The sequence below is a fragment of the Mycobacterium sp. genome, assembly GCF_052144515.1.
Taxonomy (GTDB): domain Bacteria; phylum Actinomycetota; class Actinomycetes; order Mycobacteriales; family Mycobacteriaceae; genus Mycobacterium.
The window spans coordinates 29,014-48,963 of sequence record NZ_JBKQQD010000518.1; the positions used below are offsets into that span (position 1 = coordinate 29,014).

Annotated in this window: 18 protein-coding genes; 4 read left to right on the top strand and 14 right to left on the bottom strand. The window is 65.4% G+C overall.

Features of this window, described 5'->3' with window-relative positions; translation table 11 throughout:
• Positions 1-128: 128 nt before the first annotated feature.
• From ACLP9N_RS35205 to ACLP9N_RS35220, 4 genes are all read right to left on the bottom strand, one after another.
• Positions 129-1,385, bottom strand: coding sequence for a cytochrome P450 (locus ACLP9N_RS35205; RefSeq protein WP_442411728.1), 1,257 nt, complete (start codon positions 1,383-1,385; stop codon positions 129-131).
• 16 nt (positions 1,386-1,401) lie between these two features.
• A complete protein-coding gene (locus tag ACLP9N_RS35210) occupies positions 1,402-1,596 on the bottom strand; it encodes a ferredoxin (protein ID WP_442411729.1) in 195 nt (64 codons plus the stop codon).
• Positions 1,597-1,606: 10 nt separating this feature from the next.
• Positions 1,607-2,275 (bottom strand): TetR family transcriptional regulator, encoded by a 669-nt coding sequence (locus ACLP9N_RS35215; protein WP_442411730.1) that lies wholly within the window; start codon positions 2,273-2,275, stop codon positions 1,607-1,609.
• Between the two features lie 132 nt (positions 2,276-2,407).
• Positions 2,408-3,220, bottom strand: a complete 813-nt coding sequence (locus ACLP9N_RS35220; RefSeq protein ID WP_442411731.1) for an SDR family NAD(P)-dependent oxidoreductase — start codon at positions 3,218-3,220, stop codon at positions 2,408-2,410.
• A 143-nt stretch (positions 3,221-3,363) separates the two neighbouring features.
• Between ACLP9N_RS35220 and ACLP9N_RS35225 the strand changes: the two genes are divergently transcribed.
• Together ACLP9N_RS35225 and ACLP9N_RS35230 are read left to right on the top strand one after the other, a co-directional pair.
• Positions 3,364-4,125 (top strand): SDR family oxidoreductase, encoded by a 762-nt coding sequence (locus ACLP9N_RS35225; RefSeq protein ID WP_442411732.1) that lies wholly within the window; start codon positions 3,364-3,366, stop codon positions 4,123-4,125.
• Between the two features lie 199 nt (positions 4,126-4,324).
• On the top strand, positions 4,325-6,001 hold the full coding sequence (locus ACLP9N_RS35230; RefSeq protein WP_442411733.1) for a multicopper oxidase family protein: 1,677 nt from the start codon (positions 4,325-4,327) through the stop codon (positions 5,999-6,001).
• On the opposite strand, the gene ACLP9N_RS35235 is transcribed toward ACLP9N_RS35230, so the two are convergent.
• From ACLP9N_RS35235 to ACLP9N_RS35270, 8 genes are read right to left on the bottom strand one after another with little or no spacing between them, the layout of a single operon-like run.
• Entirely contained in the window at positions 5,989-6,849 is an 861-nt protein-coding gene (locus ACLP9N_RS35235) for an alpha/beta fold hydrolase (protein WP_442411734.1), read from the bottom strand. The genes ACLP9N_RS35230 and ACLP9N_RS35235 overlap by 13 nt on opposite strands.
• Complete coding sequence (locus ACLP9N_RS35240) at positions 6,849-7,838, bottom strand: cyclase family protein (protein WP_442411735.1); 990 nt, start codon at positions 7,836-7,838, stop codon at positions 6,849-6,851. Before ACLP9N_RS35240 ends, ACLP9N_RS35235 begins: the two co-directional genes overlap by 1 nt.
• On the bottom strand, positions 7,826-8,653 hold the full coding sequence (locus ACLP9N_RS35245) for a coniferyl-alcohol dehydrogenase (protein WP_442411736.1): 828 nt from the start codon (positions 8,651-8,653) through the stop codon (positions 7,826-7,828). Before ACLP9N_RS35245 ends, ACLP9N_RS35240 begins: the two co-directional genes overlap by 13 nt.
• Positions 8,654-8,656: 3 nt before the next feature.
• On the bottom strand, positions 8,657-9,967 hold the full coding sequence (locus ACLP9N_RS35250; protein WP_442411737.1) for an LLM class flavin-dependent oxidoreductase: 1,311 nt from the start codon (positions 9,965-9,967) through the stop codon (positions 8,657-8,659).
• A gap of 2 nt (positions 9,968-9,969) precedes the next feature.
• Complete coding sequence (locus ACLP9N_RS35255; RefSeq protein WP_442411738.1) at positions 9,970-11,718, bottom strand: FAD-binding protein; 1,749 nt, start codon at positions 11,716-11,718, stop codon at positions 9,970-9,972.
• A complete protein-coding gene (locus ACLP9N_RS35260) occupies positions 11,715-12,632 on the bottom strand; it encodes a 3-carboxyethylcatechol 2,3-dioxygenase (protein WP_442411739.1) in 918 nt (305 codons plus the stop codon). The genes ACLP9N_RS35255 and ACLP9N_RS35260 overlap by 4 nt, the downstream gene beginning before the upstream one ends.
• A complete protein-coding gene (locus ACLP9N_RS35265) occupies positions 12,580-14,310 on the bottom strand; it encodes a bifunctional 3-(3-hydroxy-phenyl)propionate/3-hydroxycinnamic acid hydroxylase (RefSeq protein WP_442411740.1) in 1,731 nt (576 codons plus the stop codon). The genes ACLP9N_RS35260 and ACLP9N_RS35265 overlap by 53 nt, the downstream gene beginning before the upstream one ends.
• Complete coding sequence (locus ACLP9N_RS35270; protein WP_442411741.1) at positions 14,310-15,173, bottom strand: alpha/beta fold hydrolase; 864 nt, start codon at positions 15,171-15,173, stop codon at positions 14,310-14,312. Before ACLP9N_RS35270 ends, ACLP9N_RS35265 begins: the two co-directional genes overlap by 1 nt.
• Before the next feature lie 132 nt (positions 15,174-15,305).
• On the opposite strand from ACLP9N_RS35270, the gene ACLP9N_RS35275 reads away from it, so the two are divergent.
• Entirely contained in the window at positions 15,306-15,983 is a 678-nt protein-coding gene (locus tag ACLP9N_RS35275) for an IclR family transcriptional regulator (RefSeq protein ID WP_442411742.1), read from the top strand.
• Positions 15,984-16,020: 37 nt separating this feature from the next.
• Positions 16,021-17,640, top strand: a complete 1,620-nt coding sequence (locus ACLP9N_RS35280) for an FAD-dependent oxidoreductase (protein ID WP_442411743.1) — start codon at positions 16,021-16,023, stop codon at positions 17,638-17,640.
• Between the two features lie 30 nt (positions 17,641-17,670).
• Here the strand turns inward: ACLP9N_RS35280 and meaB are convergent, their stop codons facing one another.
• Both meaB and ACLP9N_RS35290 read right to left on the bottom strand, forming a co-directional pair.
• A complete protein-coding gene (meaB, locus tag ACLP9N_RS35285; RefSeq protein WP_442411744.1) occupies positions 17,671-18,564 on the bottom strand; it encodes a methylmalonyl Co-A mutase-associated GTPase MeaB in 894 nt (297 codons plus the stop codon).
• Between the two features lie 7 nt (positions 18,565-18,571).
• Positions 18,572-19,711 carry a thiolase family protein gene (locus ACLP9N_RS35290; protein ID WP_442411745.1) on the bottom strand — a complete coding sequence of 380 codons (1,140 nt, stop codon included), beginning with the start codon at positions 19,709-19,711 and terminating at the stop codon, positions 18,572-18,574.
• Positions 19,712-19,950 lie beyond the last annotated feature (239 nt).

Sequence of the window (19,950 nt, forward strand, 5' to 3'; positions counted from 1 at the left end):
TACGTCGCTGCCCGCGGCATGCCCATGGCGATTCTTCGGCGCACCATAGCCTTCGGGCGGGTAGAGCGAGACTGTGCTGGTCTGAGTCATGATTGACCCTCCATTCGGATCGACAGTTTTTAGAGTAGCTACCAGGTCACGGGCAGTTCGTAGACGCCATAGGCGAGCCGGTCGTGCTTGAACGGGATGTCCTCGATCGGGACGGCCAGCGCCAAGGTGGGGACTCGCTGGAACAGCGTGCGGAAGACGATCTGCAACTCCGCCCGGGCGAGCTGCTGGCCCACGCACTGATGCCTGCCGTAACCGAACGCGACGTTGCGGTCAGCGCCCGAGCGGTGCAGGTACAGCCGGTCCGGTTCGGGGAACGCACTCGGATCCCAATTGGCCGGGGCGAGGTCGATGATGATGCCCTCGCCGGCGCGAATGACCTCACCGGCGATGTGGATGTCTTCGACGGCGACGCGGCGCTGGCCGTTCTGGATGATGCTGAGGTAGCGCAGCAACTCCTCGACGGCGTTGGCGACAATCTTCGGGTCGTCGGTGTCGCGGATGACGGCAATCTGGTCGGGGTTTGCCAGCAGGGCGAGCACACCCAGCCCGAGCATGTTCGCGGTGGTCTCGTGTCCGGCGATCAGCAGCCCGGTGCCCAATTGGGCGGCCTCTTTCACGCTGAGTTCACCGGCGTTCACTCGCTCAGCCAGATCCGAAACCGCGTCTGGCGCAGAATCCGAGGCAGGGTTTTCCATCTTGGTCTCGACCAGCTGGCACAGGTATTTGTGCAGGCTCATCGCACCTTTGGCGGTGTCCTCGCCGGTCGCGTAGCGCGCCAGCCCGACATTGGCGTGGTGCTGGAACATCTCGGCGTCCTCATAGGGCACCCCCAGCAGCTGGCTGATGACTAGCGAGGGAACCGGCAGCGCCAACGCGGCAACGATGTCGGCCGGCTTCGGGCCGGCCAGCATGGCGTCGATGTGGTCGTCGGTGATCTGCTGGATGGTCGGCCGCAGTCCCTCAACCCTTTTGAACGTGAACGGCTTCGACAGCATCCGCCGGAATCGGGTGTGCTCTTCGCCGTCGGAGGTGAAGACGGATCGGGGGCGCTTGTGCACGGTCGACAACATGCCCGCGTTCCAGTGCGGAAAGCCGGGCACCCGGTCGTCGACGCTGACCCGCGAGTCGGAGAACAGCTCCCGGCACTGCTCGTAGCCGGTGATGAGCCACGGTGTGCTGCCGTCCCAGATCCGCACCCGCGACAACGGCCGCTCTTCGGCCAGTGCCATGACGTCCGGTGGCGGGGCGAACGGGCAGCCCGCCGCTCTGGCCATCGGGTACTCCGGGATTTCCGAGCCCGTTTCGGCGGCGGTACTCGTCAAAGTGTCCGACATCTCTACTCGGGTCCCCTCATTCCTCGATATGGATGGCCAGTGCGGGACACGCCGCAGCGGCCCGGCGGGCGCCCTCGGCTTGCTCGGCGGGCGGGTTCTCGTTGAGCAAGACGACGACGCCGTCGTCGTCCCGCTGGTCGAAAACTTCGGGCGCATTCATGACGCAGTTGCCCGACGATGCGCAGATGTTCTGGTCGACAGTCACTTTCATTACACACTCTTCACTCGTGCGGCGTCACGGGCGCCAACCACAGGCCCACGATCGCGTCAATGAGGCCGGTCGCGGCTGCCCGCCAGGACGGACGCGCCAGCGATGCACCCGCCGCGAGCGAGCGTTCGAGGTCCGCACAGGTGTGGATCAACAGGTTGCGGGCCATGATGTTTCGTTCGTAGCGGACGTCAGCCGGCAGGTTGGGAAGGCAACGGTTGATGCCGTCGATGACCTGAACCAGCGACGGCGAGCTGAGAGCATCCTTGACGACGATGTTGTAGTAGGCCGGATCGGTCATCGCTTGCGCCGCGAAACGCGCGTACCACGTGGGATTACCGAGCGCAGCCAAGTGTTCGGTGAGTGGGCGCACCAGACATCCCACCCAGTTGCGCATCTCGGCGCCTTGACCCAATTCCGCGCCCAGCTCGGCCACCATCTCCTCACGTAGCTGTTCGATGGGCTCGCGATGTTTCTGCTCGATGGCAAGTACCAGGTCGGCTTTGGCGCCGAAGTGGTAACCCACCGCTGCGTTGTTGCCCTGGCCGGCGGCCTCGCTGACCTGCCGGTTGGATACCGCGAACATGCCATGCTCGGCATACAGCCGCTCGGCGGCCGCCAGGATCGCCTCCTGGGTCGAGGTGGCCCGCTCACTGCGAACGGTCCTGCCGGCTGCGGTCATCCTGCTAGTCAACCCCGCGGGTTGCCATTAAGTCAAGCGATTGATTTAATTCGCGGTCGCCTGAACGTGACGATGCAGTCACGCTGGAGCCCGAATGCGACTGCAACGTCACACGCGAGGCCGTGCAGCCTGTCATCCCTCGCGCTTCGTGGACCGGATCGGCTTGCCCGCAACCGTCCCGCCGTCCACTGGCAGCACGGTTCCGGTGACATAGCGCGACCGGTCGGTGGCAAAGTACAGCGCCGCTTCGGCTACGTCCTCGGGCGTGCCATCGCGCTTCAACGGCCGGTCGGCCCGCATTGTCTCGCGAATCGCCGCCTCGAACCGCTCGAGCTGTTCTGCATCCATATTCGCCGCCGACTTCGCCACCAACGGGGTGGGGATATTGCCTGGCGCGATGGCATTGACCCGAATCTCGTGGTACGCCAACTCGATTGCCGCGCACTTGGTGAATTGGATGACCGCTGCCTTCGACGCGCGGTAGGTCATCACACCGCCACCGGCCTGGATCCCACCGATCGAGCTCACGTTGACGATCGATCCTCCGCCGTTGTCGGCCATGTGCCGAGCGGCATCTCGGGTACCCGCCATCACACCGAGGACATTGACCGTCATGATGCGGTGAAAGTCGGCCAGATCGTCATCGAAGAATCGACGGTGCATGGTTCCCGAGACGCCGGCGTTGTTCACCATGACGTGCAGGGCGCCGAACTTCTCGACGGCGGTGGCCACCAGTGCCCCGACCTGTTCGGGATCGGAGACGTCCGTGCGCCGAAAGAAAGCGTCCGGCCCCAGCGCTGCCGCCAAGGCCTCCCCTTTGTCGGTTTCGACGTCGGCGATGACAACCCGCGCGCCCTCGGCCGCAAACCGCTCCACCATGCCGCGGCCGATACCTGAGGCACCGCCGGTGACGATGGCGACCTTGCCGGCTAGTTCGTTGACCACACGACGAGTTAATCGGCGTCGCCGGTGTTAAGTCAACCAGTTGATTTAAGAACGCGGGAGTCCCGCACCTTTTCGAAGACCGTACGTAAAGACGAGAATCGAGCCACAAGCTCATCGGGCAAAGGTGAAAGGTTATCGAGGTCATGAAGATCGTAGTCATCGGCGGCACTGGACTCATCGGCTCGCAGGTCATCGCCCAGCTCGTCGAGCTGGGCCACGAGGCGGTCGCGGCCTCGCCGCGCTCGGGTGTCAACGCTGTCACCGGTGAAGGTCTCGCCGAAGCCGTCGCCGGTGCGCAGACGGTGGTGGACGTGGCCAACTCGCCGTCGTGGGCCGACGACGACGTGCTGCAGTTCTTCACCACTTCTACGCGCAACCTCCTCGCGGCAGAACGGGACGCCGGCGTGCAGCACCACGTGGCGCTCTCAATCGTGGGTTGCGACCGTGTACCGGACAGTGGGTACATGCGGGCCAAAATCGCCCAGGAGAAGGTGATCGAAGAGTCGGGAGCCCCGTATTCGGTCGTGCGGGCAACTCAGTTCTTCGAATTCGTTGGCGGCATCGCCGATTCGATGACCGACGGTGACACGGTCCGCGCGCCGCATGCGGCGTTCCAGCCTATCGCCGCCGCGGATGTCGCCACAGGCGTCACCCGCGCGGCGACTGGCGACGCGGTCAACGGGATAGTCAACATCGCCGGCCCGGAAAAGCGCGGCATGGACGACTTCATCCGAACCCAGTTCGTGGAGACTGGCGTTGCGCGCCCGGTGGTGACCGACGCTCAAGCCCGTTATTACGGTGCGGTGCTCGACGATCGCAGCATCGTTCCCGTCGACGGAGAGAACACGAGCATCTTCCCCACGCGCTTCACCGACTGGCTGTCCTCTCGCGCCGGCGCCGTCTGAGGTCAGGCAAGCGCGGCGGGGCACGAACTTCAATACGGCGGCGAGTGTGGGGAATAAGGTCGTCAACACATCGAAATTCGTCCATAGGCCCCACGCTGGACGGCACGCTGTCGCGGCGAGGTAGCCCGGTTGCGATATGCGCTATTCCCGAGCAGGGTTAAGGCGCCCGGGAGAACTAGACACAGGCAAGGAGCTGTCAATGCCTACGCTGCCCACCAGCGAAGTCCCCTTCGACAGGGCGCGGCTCACCAGGCGCGGTTTCATAGCCGCCGGCATCGCGAGTGGATTCGCGGTGGCTGCCTGCAGTCAAAATCCGCAGCCGGCGAGCAGCGAAGCCAAAATGGACGCCGCGATCAAGGCCGCCGAGGCGGCCCGGCTGCACAGTGGACGCACCGTGACGGCCACCTTGACCGCCCAGCAGACCGATATCGACCTCGGTGGGGTCACCGCACGTACGTGGGCCTTCGGCAGCACCATCCCGGGCCCGCTGATCCGGGCCAGCATCGGCGACGAGCTTGCAATCACGGTCCAAAATCGGCTCAGCGAGCCGACGTCGGTGCACTGGCACGGAATCGCGCTGCGCAATGACATGGACGGCGTCGAGCCCGCCACCCCGAACATCCCCGCCGGACAGGACTTCACCTATCGGTTCTCCGTTCCCAATGCCGGCACCTATTGGGCCCATCCGCACGTCGGCCTCGAAGAGGACATGGGCCTTTATCTGCCGGTCATCGTCGACGATCCGACCGAGCCGGGCAACTACGACGCCGAATGGATTGTCGTCATGGATGATTGGACCGATGGCGTCGGCAAAAGCCCGCAACAGCTATACGACGCCCTGACCTCGCCGAACAAGCCCACGATGCAAAACACGCCCCCGCCGGCTTCCGCAACGCCGACAACGACACGAACGCCGACCACCACGACAACGCCGACCACCACAACCAGCAAAGCGACGACAACGACCGGGACGACCGGGACGACCGGGACGACCGGAACGTCCGGGACGTCCGGGACGACCTCGACAAGCGTGGCGGCCGGCGCGCCGGGTGAAGTCGGCACAAGCGACCTGCTCGGCGGCGACGCGGGAGACATCGCCTACCCCTACTATCTGATCAACGGCCGTGTCCCCGCGGCCGCCACCACACTCAATGCGAAGCCGGGCCAACGAATCCGGATCCGCTTCATCAATACCGGCTCGGACACCGCATTTCGCGTTGCGCTGGCAGGGCATTCGATGACGGTCACCCACACCGACGGTTTCCCGGTGGTGCCCACCCAGGTCGACGCCCTGCTGATCGGAATGGCCGAACGCTACGACGTCATCGTGACCGCCGCCGACGGCGTCTTCCCACTGGTCGCAGCCGCGGAAGGGAAAAACGCCGTTGCACGTGCGCTGCTCGTCACCGGCTCAGGCAGCCAACCCGATCCGCAATTTCGGCCGACTGAACTCACGAAGCGGGTGGGAACGATCGATATGTTCACCGCGACCACCTCTGTCAACTTGGGTGCGGCCCAACCCAACCTCAAACTCCAGGTCGTCTTGGGAGGCGACATGGCGAAATACGTATGGACGATCAACAGCGAGCCCTACAGCAAGACCAACCCACTGCACATGCGACAGGGCCAGCGGCCGATTATCACATTCGACAACCAAACGATGATGTACCACCCGATTCACTTGCACGGCCATACTTTCCAGCTGATCAAGGCCGACGGCGCGCCCGGCGCCCGCAAGGACACCGTGATCGTCCTGCCCAAGCAGAAAATCGACGCCGTCCTGGTCGCCGACAACCCGGGCTTGTGGATGTTGCACTGCCACAACACCTACCACGCATATGCCGGGATGCAAACCCGTTTGGACTATGTTTTCTGACCAGCCTTCTGACCCTGTTGACCGGGGCCGAATGTCGCGAGAAAGTCCAGCACCAACTCGTTGACCGCCGACGACTGCTCGATCTGCGGACAGTGGCCCGCCTCGTCGACGACCGCTGAGCGTCCGTGTCGGATCTGCTTGGCGATCTCAGCGGCCCAGCCGCTGGGCAGGAGCTTGTCGTCTGCCCCTTCAATGACAAGCATCGGCACGTCGATGCGCTCGTACGCCCGCGCACTTGACGGAGTCGAGGGCCGCGAAGAACCGGGACGGCGGAAACGGGCGGCGGCCACCGCCTCCCACGCCCCGGGCGCCACGCTCGACTCGTAGCGCCGGCGCACGTAGTCGTTGTCGGCCGGATAACCGGCACCGTAAAACAGCGCCTCGACAATCCGCTGCATGGCCGGGAGGGTCGCGTCGTACTCCTGCAGGGCCTCAAAGTGCTTGTTTTGCTGGATCTCTCCGCCTCCGCAGATGATGACCAGGCTGCGGACCGGCAGTAGCGGCGCGTCCGACGTGGCGTCGTTGAGCAAGTTGATGGCGCCCATCGAGTTGCCGACGAAATGCGCCGACCGTACGCCGAGCGTCTCGCAGAAGCGCGCCACATGCCGAATCCGCATCCCGCGGCCATCGACGAAGTCGATCACCTTCGCCGACTGCCCGAACCCCAGCATGTCAGGGGCCAGCACTCGATACCGCGCGGCGAGCGCGGCGATGTTGCGCTCCCATCCAAGTTCGGCGCTGGCGCCGAATTCGCCACCGTGCAGCAGGACCACCGGATCACCCTCGCCGGCCTCCAGATAGCTGGTTGCCAGACCGTCGACCACCGTGGTCTTGCGCTGGAAATCCATCATTTGATCGCTATCGGGTTCACCGGCGAGCCCACGGCGCCAACGAATCTCAATGGCGGAGCCACAAGCTGAAATTCGTAGACACCGTCGGCTGCACAGTCTTCCGCCAGTGCGGTGAGGTCCCAGTACTCGCCGAGCATCAGCCCCATGTCGCGCAGGGTCAGTAGGTGGAACGGCAGAAACACCCCCTCGACTCCAGAGACCGGGTCTTCGACCTGGAGGTTGTCGGACGCGACGGCGGCGATCTCGTGATCGTGCAGCCACTGCGCGCACCGCCAGTCCAGTCCGGAGTACGGCTCGGTTTTGTTTCCGGTCATGAGAAACCTTGCCCACCAACCTGTTCGGACCAGTACGATGTCACCGCGCTCGATCGTCACCCCCTGCGACCGAACCACGTCGTCCAGCTCTTCGGGAGTGATCGGATTCCCGTGCTCGAGGAAGACCTCGGCGTCGCGGTGGCGCACCAAGTCCAGCAGCAGACCGCGCGACGTGATGCCCTTGCCGTCGACCTTCTCGATGCCGCAGTGAAAGGCTCCCATGCTGGTCACCGAACCCGCCGAAAAGCCGTTGTAAAGCTGGTCGTCGTAGTAGACGTGCGACAACGCGTCCCACTGGGTGGCCGCCTGCAGCGGCATGATGATCATGTCATCGTTGAAGCGGAACGGATTGTCGACGAAGTAGCCGCCCATCTGGTGAGCTGTCGGGTTTCGGTCCCACTGAGGTCCGTACTGGGCCAGCGTGTTCGCATCGCCGCCGTCGACGGTCATGACATGCACGGGGTTGTGCCGGAACCCGAAGGCACCCTGCGGGCCGGACGACCCGAAATCCACTCCGAGCGGAAACACCTTGCCGTGCCGGACCAGACTCGCGGCCTGCCGCACCTTCTCGGCGGTGATGAAGTTCAGCGTGCCGAGCTCGTCGTCGTCCCCCCAGCGGCCCCAGTTGCTGACATCGCGAGCGGCGCGCCGAAAGTCAGTCATGGTGGCCATGGGGCCCGTCCTTCCTGAAGTTCACTGGCGACTGCGGCGCCGACGTTCCCGCCGTCAACCCAGATAACCTGGCCCGAAATATAGCTGGCCGCGCGGCTATTCAGGAAGACCAGCACCGCAGCCTGTTCGGCGGGCTCGGAAACCCGGCCCAGCGGCTTGGGTATGTCGTCAAGGAAGCCCTGCCCGTAAGCCGTTCGCAACTGATCGAGGATCGGGGTTTCGGTGACACCGGGCCCGGTGCAGTTGATGCGGATGCCCCGCGCGCCGAGCGGGGTGGCGCTGGCCATCGTGTAGAGGATCAGCGCTTCCTTGGACAACTGGTAGCCGGTACCCACCACATTGGGGTGCTCCCGGCACCAGTCGATACCCTCCCGCATCGTCGCGGTGCGCAGCAGCGGCGCCACATCCCGCAGATGTTCGCGATACGCGGCCGCCGCCAGCGAGGACACGCTCACGACGGAGGATCCATCTGTCATCTTCGGGGTCAGCGCCTCGGTGAGGTGGCGCAGGCCGAGGAAATTGACGGTCACGACGAGCAACGGGTCACCGATTCCCGAGGAGACCCCGGCGACATTGAACAGCGCATCGATGTTGTCGCCGACCGACGTGACGGCCCGATCGATGGATGCCGGATCGGCCAGGTCAACCTCGTGAAAGTCGTTGATCTCGAACGCAGGACGACGTTTGTCGAGCCCGACGACGTTCGCTCCGAGTTCGGTGAGCTGGCGCACCACGTGTTCGCCGATACCCGACGCGCATCCGGTCACCACAACGCGGCGGCCGTCGTAGCGCCACAGCCGGTCGATCTCTCCCAACGATCAGCCCTTCGCTTCGCGCTGCTCCTTCAGTCGCTGCGCCGCCTGGACGCGACCTTCGTTGATCTCCGCCATTGCTTCGGGGATTTCGCTGGCGGTGAATTTACCGCCACGGCCGGTCGGCAGCCCACCGAATGAATAATTCTCGTCGAATTGCGGTGCAGTCGACTCCGGTCGCCGCGCCTCGATCTTCTCGATCACCGGCGCCAGCCGCGCAGCCTTGTCGGCCACCGCCTTTTGGTCACGCTCGATGAATTCGGGCAGAACCTCCTTGCCCATCAGCTCGATGGATTCCATGGTGCCCTCGTGGCTGCGCGGATTGAGCAGCAGGATGATCTCGTCGACGCCGCTTTCCTCGTAACCGCGCAGGAACTCGCGCACGGTGGCAGGTGAGCCGATCGCGCCGCGTCCGGGACCGTAGGCCAGCGTCGGGTCCTTCTCGACTTCTTCGAGATAGCGCTTCCACACTCCGGTCCGCCCGGGTGTGTGCACGCCGGTCATGTAGTAGTGCATGATTCCGAACGAGAAGAATCCACCGCCCTGCCCAAGGAGTTCGAGGGCCTGCTCGTCCGTCTTGGCGACCATCATCGACAGGTCACCGCCGATGGCCAGGATGTTCGGGTTGATCGCCGGAGTGACCGGGACGCCGTTCTCCTCGAGTTCCTTGTAGTAGCCGTTGACCCGCTCGGTCAGCGGCCCGGGACCGGTGTAAGCGAAACTCAAGGCCCCGATGGCCTTTTGGGCGGCCATCTGCACGCTGGCCGGGCGCGTGCACGCGACCCAGACCGGCGGATGCGGCTTTTGCATCGGCTTCGGAACCACGTTGCGGGCCGGCATCTGGATGTGCTCGCCTTTGAAACCCGAGAAGGGCTCCTCGATCATGCAACGGATCGCGACCTCGAGAGCCTCCTCCCATTGGGCGCGCTTGTCGGCGGGATCGATATTGAAACCTCCGAGCTCACCGACGGAGGAGGATTCCCCGGTACCGAACTCGACGCGGCCGTTGGAAAGCAGGTCCAGGGTGGCGATGCGTTCGGCTACCCGCGCCGGATGATTGACCGCCGGCGGCATGTGCATGATGCCGAACCCCAGCCGGATGTTCTTGGTGCGCTGGCTGGCCGCGGCCAGGAAGATCTCCGGCGCCGTGGAGTGACAGTACTCCTCGAGAAAATGGTGCTCGGTGAGCCAGACGGTGGAGAAGCCGGCCTTGTCGGCGGCCTCCACCTCATCCAGACAGTCCTGCAGCATGATTCGCTCGTCATCCTCCACCCAGGGACGCGGGAGGGCGAACTCGTAGAACAGCGAAATTTTCATTGTTACCTCCTGTGAGAACTGATGGTCTGTTTGGCGGCGTGTTTTGCCGCAACAAAGCCAAAGGTCATGGCCGGGCCGATGGTCGCCCCGGCACCTGCGTAACTGCGGCCCATCACCGCCGCAGAGGTGTTGCCCACCGCGTACAGGCCCGGCACGACGGAACCGTCGGCCCGCAGCACTCGCGCGTATTCGTCGGTCAGCAGACCGCCCGATGTCCCGAGATCGCCGAGGACGATTCGAAACGCGTAGTACGGCGGATCCCCGAACGGGTACAGGTTGGGGTTGGGCAAGGTCGTATCCCCGTAGTAGTTGTCGTAGACGCTGTCACCGCGATTGAAATCGTCGTCGTGACCCTTGCGCGCCAGCTCGTCGAAACGCGCTGCGGTTGCCCGAAGTTGGTCCGCCGGGACATCGATCTTGGCCGCCATCTCGTCCCAGCTCATCGCGGCCTTGACGACTCCCGATTCCAGCCAGGCGGCCGGTACCTTGCGACCGGTGGGCACCGGAGCAAACGCAATCTTGGGTATCGGCAGGTGCCCGCCGACGACATAGCGGTTGAAGGAGCGGTGATCGGTGATGAGCCAGCATGGGATGTGGGTAACCCCGGACTTCTGGCCGTCGATCATCGCATGACCGAAGTCCATGTAGGGCGCGGCCTCGTTGATGAACCGCTTTCCCTCGCCGTTGACGATGAACTGCGCGGGCATCATTCGCTCGTTGAGCATGAATTGCATGCGGCCGTCCGGCCATTGGATGGCCGGAAACCACCAAGCCTCGTCGAGCAGCTCGGTCGCGGCGCCCACCCGTTCACCCGCGCGGATTCCGTCGCCCATCGAGGCGGGGTTGCCGAAGCTCCAGTCCTGATCCACGACGGGCTGATGCTCCTTGCGCCAGACCATGTCGTGCTCGAAACCTCCGGAGGCCAGGATCACCCCGCGGCGCGCCCCGACCCGTAGTGGCGTACCGTCTCGCTCCACCAGCGCGCCGGTCACGGATCCGTCTGCGTCGGTGAGCAGTTCGACCATCGGCGCGTTCAGCCAAAGCGGGACGGCGCGCTCCCTCATCGCCAGCCTCAGCCGCGCAGCCAGGGACTGACCGATCGCCGCGATGCGCTCGCCGAACACCCTAGCCCTGACCATCCGCGCGATCAGCTTGAGCAGCACGCCCTTGCCGGCCCACGACTGCCTGACCCGGTAGAAGGAGCGAAGTTCCTTGGGCCCCAGCCAGATTCCCTTGGGGGCAAGCGCCAACGGCTTGAGCAGCGTCTCCTCGTCTTCGCCCAGCTTGCGCAGGTCGATGGGCGGCACGTTGATGGTGCTGCCGAGTTCGGAGCCGCCGGGCAGTTCCGGGTAGTAGTCGGCGTAGCCCGGCTTCCAGACGAACTCAAGCCACGGCGAGAGCCGTTCCAGGAACTCCAGCATCTGCGGCGATGACTCGACGTACTGCCGTAGGCGCGCTTCGCTGACGAGGCCGTCGGTGATCAACTTCAGGTATCCGACAACGCTATCCGGATCGGGGACGTAGCCCTCCCTGTGCTGAGCGGGCGCCCCGGGCACCCACATGCCGCCGCCCGACAGGGCGGTAGAACCGCCGAAATTGGCGGACTTTTCCACCACCAACGCGTCCAGCCCGGACGCGTCGGCGGTCAGCGCGGCGGTCATCCCGCCACCGCCGGAGCCGACGATGAGCACGTCGACGACGTGATCGAAGCCCTCCGGGGCACCAAACGAATCGGCAGGCGCGGCGGTCATTTCGGCGTCGCCGTCCTGATAGCGAAACCGGCGATCAGTTGTGCGGCCGGCTTGTAGTAGCGCACCGTGGTCTGGTACGGCCCCGCCACCGCGAGTGCCGAGAAAGCCGCGAGCCATGTCCTGATCTCATGAGCGGAGCCGCCGCCTTCGTAAAGCACGAACGAGTTGGACCAGGAGTCGAACTCTGAAAGCCGGCCCCCGTCGATGATCTCCAGGAGTTGGTGATCCCACGCCGGGTTGAGCGGTTGCAGGTCGCTCTCGCCCCCGGCGAAGCTCCTGGCCGCGTCCATCACGACCGCCTGCCGAGCTTGCCGCTGTTCGGACGTCATCGGTTCGCCGTGCACGATCCTTTGCAGGACAGCAGGACCGGCGGTCGCCAGGGTCGGTACCGGGGGACTGTGGGAGAGTCCACCGGATCCGATCACTAGGACTCGCTTGTCCAGGGTCGCCAGGTAATTGCCCACCGCCGCGCCCAACGCCCGGCAGCGGTGCAACGGCCCCAACGGCACCGCGATGGCGTTGATGAAGATCGGGATCACCGGACGCGAAGTGGCGTCGCCGAAAAGCTTCTCCAGCGGCTGCACCGTGCCATGGTCCACGTCCATGCTGGCCGATACCGCGACGTCGACGCCCGCGCCGAGCACGGCTTCCGCGCAGTCGGCCGCAATCTCTTCGGGAACATCGAGCGGGCCGACGTGGGTGCCGTAGTCGCCAACTCCCCTGGCATCCAGTCCGATACAGAACGGCGGCATCACCTTGTAGAAGAAACCATTGTAGTGATCGGGGGCAAAGATGACGACTAGCTCGGGGTCAAACTCCTGCACGAACCCTCGCGCATGCGCGATTGCGGCATTTACGTCGTCAAGCAGATCCTGCGACGGCCCCGGTAGATTCAGTAGCGGGCTGTGGGACATGCAGCACAGAGCCAGTGGCACTTGGGGATTCACCCCCTCCCGGCGTCAGTGTGAGGGTGTCAAGGAGCGAGGCGGACAGGTCGGGCGCGAGCTGAGCGATACAGGCACCGGCGATACAGCGATCGGGGCGCAGGAACAACACCGATTCCTTGTGGGCATCGAACCAGGTTTTGAGACCACCGGTGCGATCGCCGACGATCACCACATCGGGGTCTTCGGGAGTCTCAGCGCCCGTCCAGTGCAGCTGAGTGAGCGGGCGCAGCGCAATAAAGCTTGCTCCCAGGGCTTTCCAACTCGCGAAGGCGTCATCGCCGAGGATCTTGCGCGGGTTGTTGTTCCAGCACAGCACGGCGAACCAAGGGCCCAACACGTCGTCCAAAAGAACATCCTGCTGCGTCCGGGTGTCCACCCGCGGCTGGATGAACAAAGTGCCGACCGGCGAACCAGGGTCGCGCGGTTCTTGAGGGATCGAATGAACCACGGCTCCCTGCTCGTAGCGCGGCATCGGCTTGAAGCGCATTTCCAGCACATACCGCTTGAGCGACGGCACAATCGACGCGGATCGCACGATAAGGTCACGGGCGGCGGCCACCCTGCGGTCGGTTGGCGAGATGACCCGGCCCACCATGGTGGAGAGGTCGATCATCGCTCGCGCGTGCTTGCGCCGCTCGACGTCGTAGGTGTCGAGCAACCGGTCGTCGGCCCTGCCGCTGACCACCGCAGCGAGCTTCCATCCCAGGTTCGCCGCATCCCGGATGCCGCTGTTGTAGCCCTGGCCCTGCCACACCGGCATTAGGTGCGCGGCGTCTCCGGCGAGCAGCATCCGGCCGCTGCGGAACGCGCCGGCGATGCGCGAATGGTGCGTGTAGACGCGCCGGCGGATCACATCAACCCGGTCCGGGTGCGGCACCATCCGAGCCAGCATCCGCGTCAGAAAGGCAGGATCCTCCGCCTGCTCGTCCGTCTCGTCGGCGTGAATCATGAACTCGAACCGGCGAATTCCGTGCGCGATCGAGATCGAGGCGTACGGGCGTTCTGGGTCCGCCCCGACCTCGCTGTTCGGGTGACCCAGCGGATCGTTTGCGACGTCGACGACCAGCCATCGGGTGGACGACGTCGTTCCGTCGAACGAAACTCCCATCATCCGGCGGGTTATGCTGCGCCCGCCGTCGCAGCCGACGACGTAACGCGCGCGGAGACTGGAAGCGTTGCCGTCAGTGCCGCACTCGACGGTCACCGCGTCGGCGGCTTGCACGCACGAGCTCATCGGATGGTCCCACCACACCTCGACGTGCTCGAATCTGTCCAGTCCGCACAGTAATTCAGCGTCGACCAGCGGCTGCACGAACCCATTGCGCTTCGGCCACCCGAAACGCGCATCGGGCGGCGCCATTTCGGCGAGCACGCGGCGTTTGGCATCGAAGAAGCGCAGAATCTGGTTGGGCACGGTGTGCGGCAGGATGCGGTCCACCAGACCGATCGACTGGAACGTGCGCAACGACTCGTCGTCGAGTCCAACCCCACGCGGGTAATCGATCAGGTTTTCCCGTTCCTCGACCACCAACGTGCGAACACCTTGCAGTCCAAGGATATTGGCCAAGGTCAACCCGACCGGGCCAGCACCGACGACGAGAACATCGACGTCGACACCATGGACACCGTGCTCGCTTGCGTCCATCAACGCCCCAGCAAGAAGTCGAGATGCAGGCGGTTGAACGTCTTGGCGTCCTCGTACTGCGGCCAGTGACCGCAGCCCGGCATCACCTCGAAGCGCGCACCCGGGATCATCGACGCGATTCGACGGCCCTCGGTCACGTCGGCGGTCGGGTCGTCACTGGTCCACAGCACCAGCGTCGGAGCGGTGATGGCCCCGTATTCGTCGGGGCCGAGGAGATTGCGGGCACGGATTTCCGGGTCCTGCAACGCCATGATGTCGCGCATGGCCGCAACAAATCCCGGTTGCCGGTAGACCCGTTGGCGGCTGGCAACCAGATCGTCGTAATCCTTGGACTTGTCCGCCATCAACCACTTGATGCGCGCCTGAACCGTTTCCCACGTCGGGTCCTCGGCGGCCGCCATGGACAGTGTGATGATCCGCTGCATCACCGCGGGATCGGCCTGGGAGCCTCCGGCCGTGTTGAGCACCAGCCGGTCGATCACGTCCGGATGGTCGACCGCGGCGCGGGCGGCCACCCAGCCCCCGAGAGACTCACCGCTCACGCTGGCCCGGTCGACGCCGATGGTGCGCAGCACCGCCATCAGGTGCTCGACATAGTGACGGACTTCCAGCGGATGACCCGGCTTGTCGGTGTAACCGTGGCCCAGCATGTCGATCGACCAGGTCCAGAAGTGCTCCCCGTGCGCCGCCAGATTGCGCACGTAGGCCTCGGCGTGGCCACCGGAGCCGTGCAACAGCACCAGCGCCGGCCTGCCCGGGTCGCCGGTACGCAGAAAGCGGGTCCGGACTCCCCCGGCTTCAAGGTAACCCTGCTCAAATGCGACGCCCTGGAGATCGCTCCATATGCTCTCGAACTCCGTCACGATTCCTCTCTGGCCGGTCATCATCGGGGTGGAAATCTGGTTCTCGTTTTCGACTTAGGCGGTGTGCTAATATCGCACAGCTACGTGCGTTATATATAGAGCTTCGCTCTCGCAGGAGGGTCTGTCAAGGCTGTGACGGGTTCAGGGACCGGTTCGCAAACGCTGGCCAGGGGGCTCACCGGGCTGCATATGGTGGCGGCCTCCCCGAGCGGGCTTACCGTGCAACAGCTCGCCGACCAGGTCGGGGTGCATCGGACCATCGCATACCGCTTGCTCCTGACATTGGCCGAATTCCGGCTGGTAGCCAAAGGGGAGGACGGGCGCTATCGACCGGCCGCCGGGCTGGCCGTCCTCGGCGCGTCATTCGACCGAAACGTGCGTCAGCTGAGTCTTCCGACGCTGCGCGCGTTGGCCGACGAACTCGGCAGCACCGTATCGTTGCTCGTCGCCGAGGGTGACCAACAGGTGGCAGTCGCCGTGATCGTGCCCAGCCAGGTCGCCTACCAGCTCGCCTTCCACGAGGGCAGTCGATATCCGCTGGATCGCGGCGCCGCTGGGATCGCGCTGCTCGCCAGCATGCCGCCGCGCCCCGGCGAACGGGAGCTCGTCGCCCGCGCCCGCGAGCGCGGCTGGGCGATGACCTACGGGGAGATCGAGCCCAATACCTACGGCCTGGCTGTGGCAGTCCACCGCCCGGCTCCGTCTCCACCAACCTGCATCAACCTCATTTCGCATCGGGAAGACGTCGTGCTGCGCGGGAGGGACGCGGTCCTCAAAGCCGCAAAGCAGTTGGCCGAAGTATTGAGCTAGCCATTGAGCTAGCTAGCGAGCTGAAGGGATACCGTCCATGTCTTGGGACCATGAAGTCGATGTCGTCGTGCTCGGCAGCGGCGCCGCCGCGTTCACGGCCGCACTGACGGCGGTGGTTGCCGGCGCCTCCGTCGACGTGTACGAAAAGGCTCCGACCGTAGGCGGGACCACCGCGGTGTCGGGTGGCATCGTGTGGATCCCGGCCCATAGCCGTTGTCCGGAAAGGGAATTGACGGTTGACGACGCGCTGCAGTATCTTCGCGCGCAGTCGTTTGGTTCGATGGACGACGCGCTGGTGGAGACGTTCGTGCAGACGGGTCCGGCGATGCTGGACTTCGTCGAGGCACACAGCGGTCTGCGTTTCGAGGTCGCCGACGGCTTCCCCGATTACCGGCCGGAGTTGCCGGGCGGACAGCCCACCGGCGGCCGATCGCTCAGCGCCGACGCATTCGACCTCACCCAAATCGGCGAATGGGCAAGCCGCATCACAACATTCCCCGCTGACTGGTCCAACGTCGGTTTCGATGCCGAGACCCGGGCACGTCTGCACGCGGCGGTGGACCAAGTATCCGCCGAGCTGTGCGTGGCCGGAGCCGCGCTGATCGCCGGACTACTCAAGGGGCTGCTCGATGCCGGGGTTTCGATCCACACGAATGCCCGGGCCACCGGGCTCATCGTGGACTCGGGCGAGGTCACCGGCGTACGGATCGGGCCGAACACCAACGTGCGCGCACGGCACGGCGTCATTCTGGGAACCGGCGGCTTCGAATGGGATCCCGTTCTGACGCAGGCATTTCTGCGTGGGCCGATGCACGGTCCGGTCTCGCCGCCGAACAACACCGGCGACGGACTGCGGATGGCGATGGCGCACGGCGCGGATCTGGCCAACATGGGCGAAGCCTGGTGGGTGCCGATCGTGCGGATTCCGGGCGACACCATCGACGGCAAGCAACGCAGCCGCAGCGTACGGCTGGAACGGACCCGCCCTCGGAGCATCATGGTCAACCAGGCCGGGCGGCGGTTCGTCAACGAGGCCTGCGACTACAACTCGATGGCTGGTGCATTCCACTACCTCGATCCCCGCGGCGGCTACGTCAACGACCGCGCGTGGATCGTGTTCGACTCAGTTCACTTGCAGCGCTATGGCTTTCTCGGCTTCATCCCTTCCCAAGCCCCCGGGGAGCCGGTGCCGGACTGGTTCTGCGAGTCGGCGGACCTGGCCGAGTTGGGCGGCAAGACCGGCATCGACGCCGACGGCTTGATCCGGACCATCGAGGCGTGGAACCGCCACGTAGCCGCCGGCGCCGATCCTGACTTCGGTCGCGGCTCAAGCGCATACGACGGCTACTGGGGTGACGACACTGCCACCACGCAGGCCGGCAAGACTCTCGGCCCCATCGACACCGCTCCCTTCTACGCGGTACCGGTGTCGATAGGTGCGATGGGCACCAAGGGCGGACCGCGCACCGACCGCGACGGCCGTGTGCTCCATGTCAGCGGAGAGCCCATCCCGGGGCTGTTCGCCGCAGGCAACGCGATGGGCGGAGTGACCGGCCGGGCGTACGGCGGTGCTGGCGGAACCATCGGTCCGGCAATGGTTTTCGGTTACCGCGCGGGTCACGCGGCCGCCACCGGCAAATCCGTCGATCTGCAGTAGAGGTCCAAGCAGGCCCGGGCATAGCGGGCGTTACTGCGGCGGGAGTCCAGCGGGCCGCCGTGACAGGAGCCGCTCGGCGGCGGTGTAGGGGTCGTCGTGGCCGTCGACCACCGACTCGGCGAGCCGGTCGAGGTCAGGCTGGGTCCGCAACCGGGTTTGCGCCATTGACAGGATCTGCGCCCGGGCACGGGCCACGCGGCGATCACGGCTATCAGTGCGGTGATGCTCATCGATCGCGGCCACCAGGTCCGCTACACCCTCACCCCGGGCGGCAATCAGACTGACGATCGGCGCCTTGGTCTCGGCCCGCAGATCCCGCACGGTCTGCTCGGCGCCGTCTCGGTCGGCCTTGTTGACCGCCACGATGTCGGCGACCTCCAGCACACCCGCCTTGGCGGCCTGGACCGCATCGCCCGCCCCCGGATTGAGGACAACGACGGTCGGGTCGGCGACGGCAGCAATTTCGATCTCGGACTGCCCTACCCCCACGGTCTCCAGCAGGATCACCTCATAGCCGATCGCGCCCAGCAGGCGGATGGCCGCCGGGACCGCGGCGGCCAGACCCCCGAGATGACCACGGGTCGCCACCGAACGAATCAGGACGTCGGAGTCGTTGATGTGGGCGGCCATTCGGATGCGATCACCCAGCAGCGCGCCGCCACTGAACGGTGACGACGGGTCCACGGCCAGCACGGCCACCCGGCACCCGCGTTCCCGGTAGGCACTTACCAGAGCGGCGATTGTCGTCGACTTACCCGCGCCCGGCGGCCCGGTGATTCCAACGACAAGACCCGTGTGAACCGATGAGGTACCGATACTCGCCAGCACCTCGCCGCGCTGTTCACCCTCGACGAGGCTGAGTAGCCGACCCGCTGCGCGTTGAGATCCGTTGCGCGCTCCGGTGATCAGGTCGGCAATGGTCATTTGCGTGTTACGGCGCGGGGACCTCGATGACCGTCGCGGAGCCCATGCCGCCGCCCGCGCACATGGCCGCGACGCCGATACCGCCACCGCGACGGCGCAATTCGTGAACCAGAGTGACCAGCATCCTGGCGCCGGTGGCCGCCACCGGATGGCCCAGTGAGCAGCCGCTGCCGCTGACGTTCACGGTGTCCGGGTCCAGCTCCAGCAGCTTGATGGTGGCCACGCACATCGCCGCGAAAGCTTCGTTGATCTCAAAAAGGTCCACATCGGAGACCGAAAGACCAGCGCGGGCAAGAGCTTTCGGAATCGCATCCACCGGCGCCAGGCCGGTGATCGCGGGATCGACACCGACGGACGCCCAGGACCGCACGGTGGCCAGCGCGGGCAGCCCGAGCGCGTCGCTCGCGATGGTCAACGCCGCGGCACCGTCGTTGGCGCCACAGGCATTGCCGGCGGTGATGGAAAAGCCCTCGATTTCCGGATGCAGCGGCTTGAGTGCGGCGAGCTTCTCAATACTGGTGTCACGGCGCGGGTGCTCGTCGACCGAGAACAGCCCGTGCGGCGTCTCGATGGGAACGATCTCCTCTTTGAAGCGTCCTTCGTCGATCGCTGCGATCGCATTGCGGTGTGACCGCAGCGCCCACTCGTCCATCTCCTCACGACTCACGCCCGCTTTTACCGCAGCGTTCCAGCCCACCGTGATCGACATGTCGAGGTTCGGCGCGTCGGGACGGTCCGGGTGTGTCGGTGGGAACCAGTCGACCCACTCGCCGTCGACCTGTAACCGTGACCGCGGCGAAGTCGATGCCGAGTTCACACCGCCGGCGATGATCAGCTGATCCATCCCCGCCCGCACACTGGCCGCAGCACTCTGCACCGCCGCCTGACCAGCCGCGCAGTGCCGGTTGTTGGCCAAACCGGGCACATGGGACAGTCCCGCCGTAATGGCCGCATGGCGGGCGATCACGCCGCCCCCGTAGAGGCCCTCGCCCAGGATCACGTCGTCGACCTGCGCGGGGTCCAGATCCGCGGCCGCCTCGGAGACCACGTGGTGCGCGAGGTCGAACGCGGTGGTGTCGCGCAGCGTCCCCTTGCGGGCAGTGCCAATGGGGGTGCGCAGGGCGGATACGATGACAGCTTCAGGCACAGGTCTTCTCCTGTTCGGCGAGCACTTCAACAAACTCGGGCGGGGGCTCGAGAGCCGACCGCACACACATGAGAACACTATTCTCTCAGGCTGAGAGCGCGGGTTGCAAGGAGGCGGCTTGACTCATGGAAACTGCCCGCGAAACGCCTTCGGTGCCTCACGTAAGAATGCCCGCGAAATGGTGACTGTCGTGAGGCATGGGAAGTGGGTTGTCGATGACGTCTCGCGCGGAGATCACC

Coding starts and splice junctions, on each gene's coding strand:
- ACLP9N_RS35205 (WP_442411728.1), bottom strand. CDS start 1,385: ATGTCGGACACTTTGACGAGTACCGCCGCCGAAACGGGCTCGGAAATC.
- ACLP9N_RS35210 (WP_442411729.1), bottom strand. CDS start 1,596: ATGAAAGTGACTGTCGACCAGAACATCTGCGCATCGTCGGGCAACTGC.
- ACLP9N_RS35215 (WP_442411730.1), bottom strand. CDS start 2,275: ATGACCGCAGCCGGCAGGACCGTTCGCAGTGAGCGGGCCACCTCGACC.
- ACLP9N_RS35225 (WP_442411732.1), top strand. CDS start 3,364: ATGAAGATCGTAGTCATCGGCGGCACTGGACTCATCGGCTCGCAGGTC.
- ACLP9N_RS35230 (WP_442411733.1), top strand. CDS start 4,325: ATGCCTACGCTGCCCACCAGCGAAGTCCCCTTCGACAGGGCGCGGCTC.
- ACLP9N_RS35235 (WP_442411734.1), bottom strand. CDS start 6,849: ATGGATTTCCAGCGCAAGACCACGGTGGTCGACGGTCTGGCAACCAGC.
- ACLP9N_RS35240 (WP_442411735.1), bottom strand. CDS start 7,838: ATGGCCACCATGACTGACTTTCGGCGCGCCGCTCGCGATGTCAGCAAC.
- ACLP9N_RS35250 (WP_442411737.1), bottom strand. CDS start 9,967: ATGAAAATTTCGCTGTTCTACGAGTTCGCCCTCCCGCGTCCCTGGGTG.
- ACLP9N_RS35255 (WP_442411738.1), bottom strand. CDS start 11,718: ATGACCGCCGCGCCTGCCGATTCGTTTGGTGCCCCGGAGGGCTTCGAT.
- ACLP9N_RS35260 (WP_442411739.1), bottom strand. CDS start 12,632: ATGTCCCACAGCCCGCTACTGAATCTACCGGGGCCGTCGCAGGATCTG.
- ACLP9N_RS35265 (WP_442411740.1), bottom strand. CDS start 14,310: ATGGACGCAAGCGAGCACGGTGTCCATGGTGTCGACGTCGATGTTCTC.
- ACLP9N_RS35280 (WP_442411743.1), top strand. CDS start 16,021: ATGTCTTGGGACCATGAAGTCGATGTCGTCGTGCTCGGCAGCGGCGCC.
- meaB (WP_442411744.1), bottom strand. CDS start 18,564: ATGACCATTGCCGACCTGATCACCGGAGCGCGCAACGGATCTCAACGC.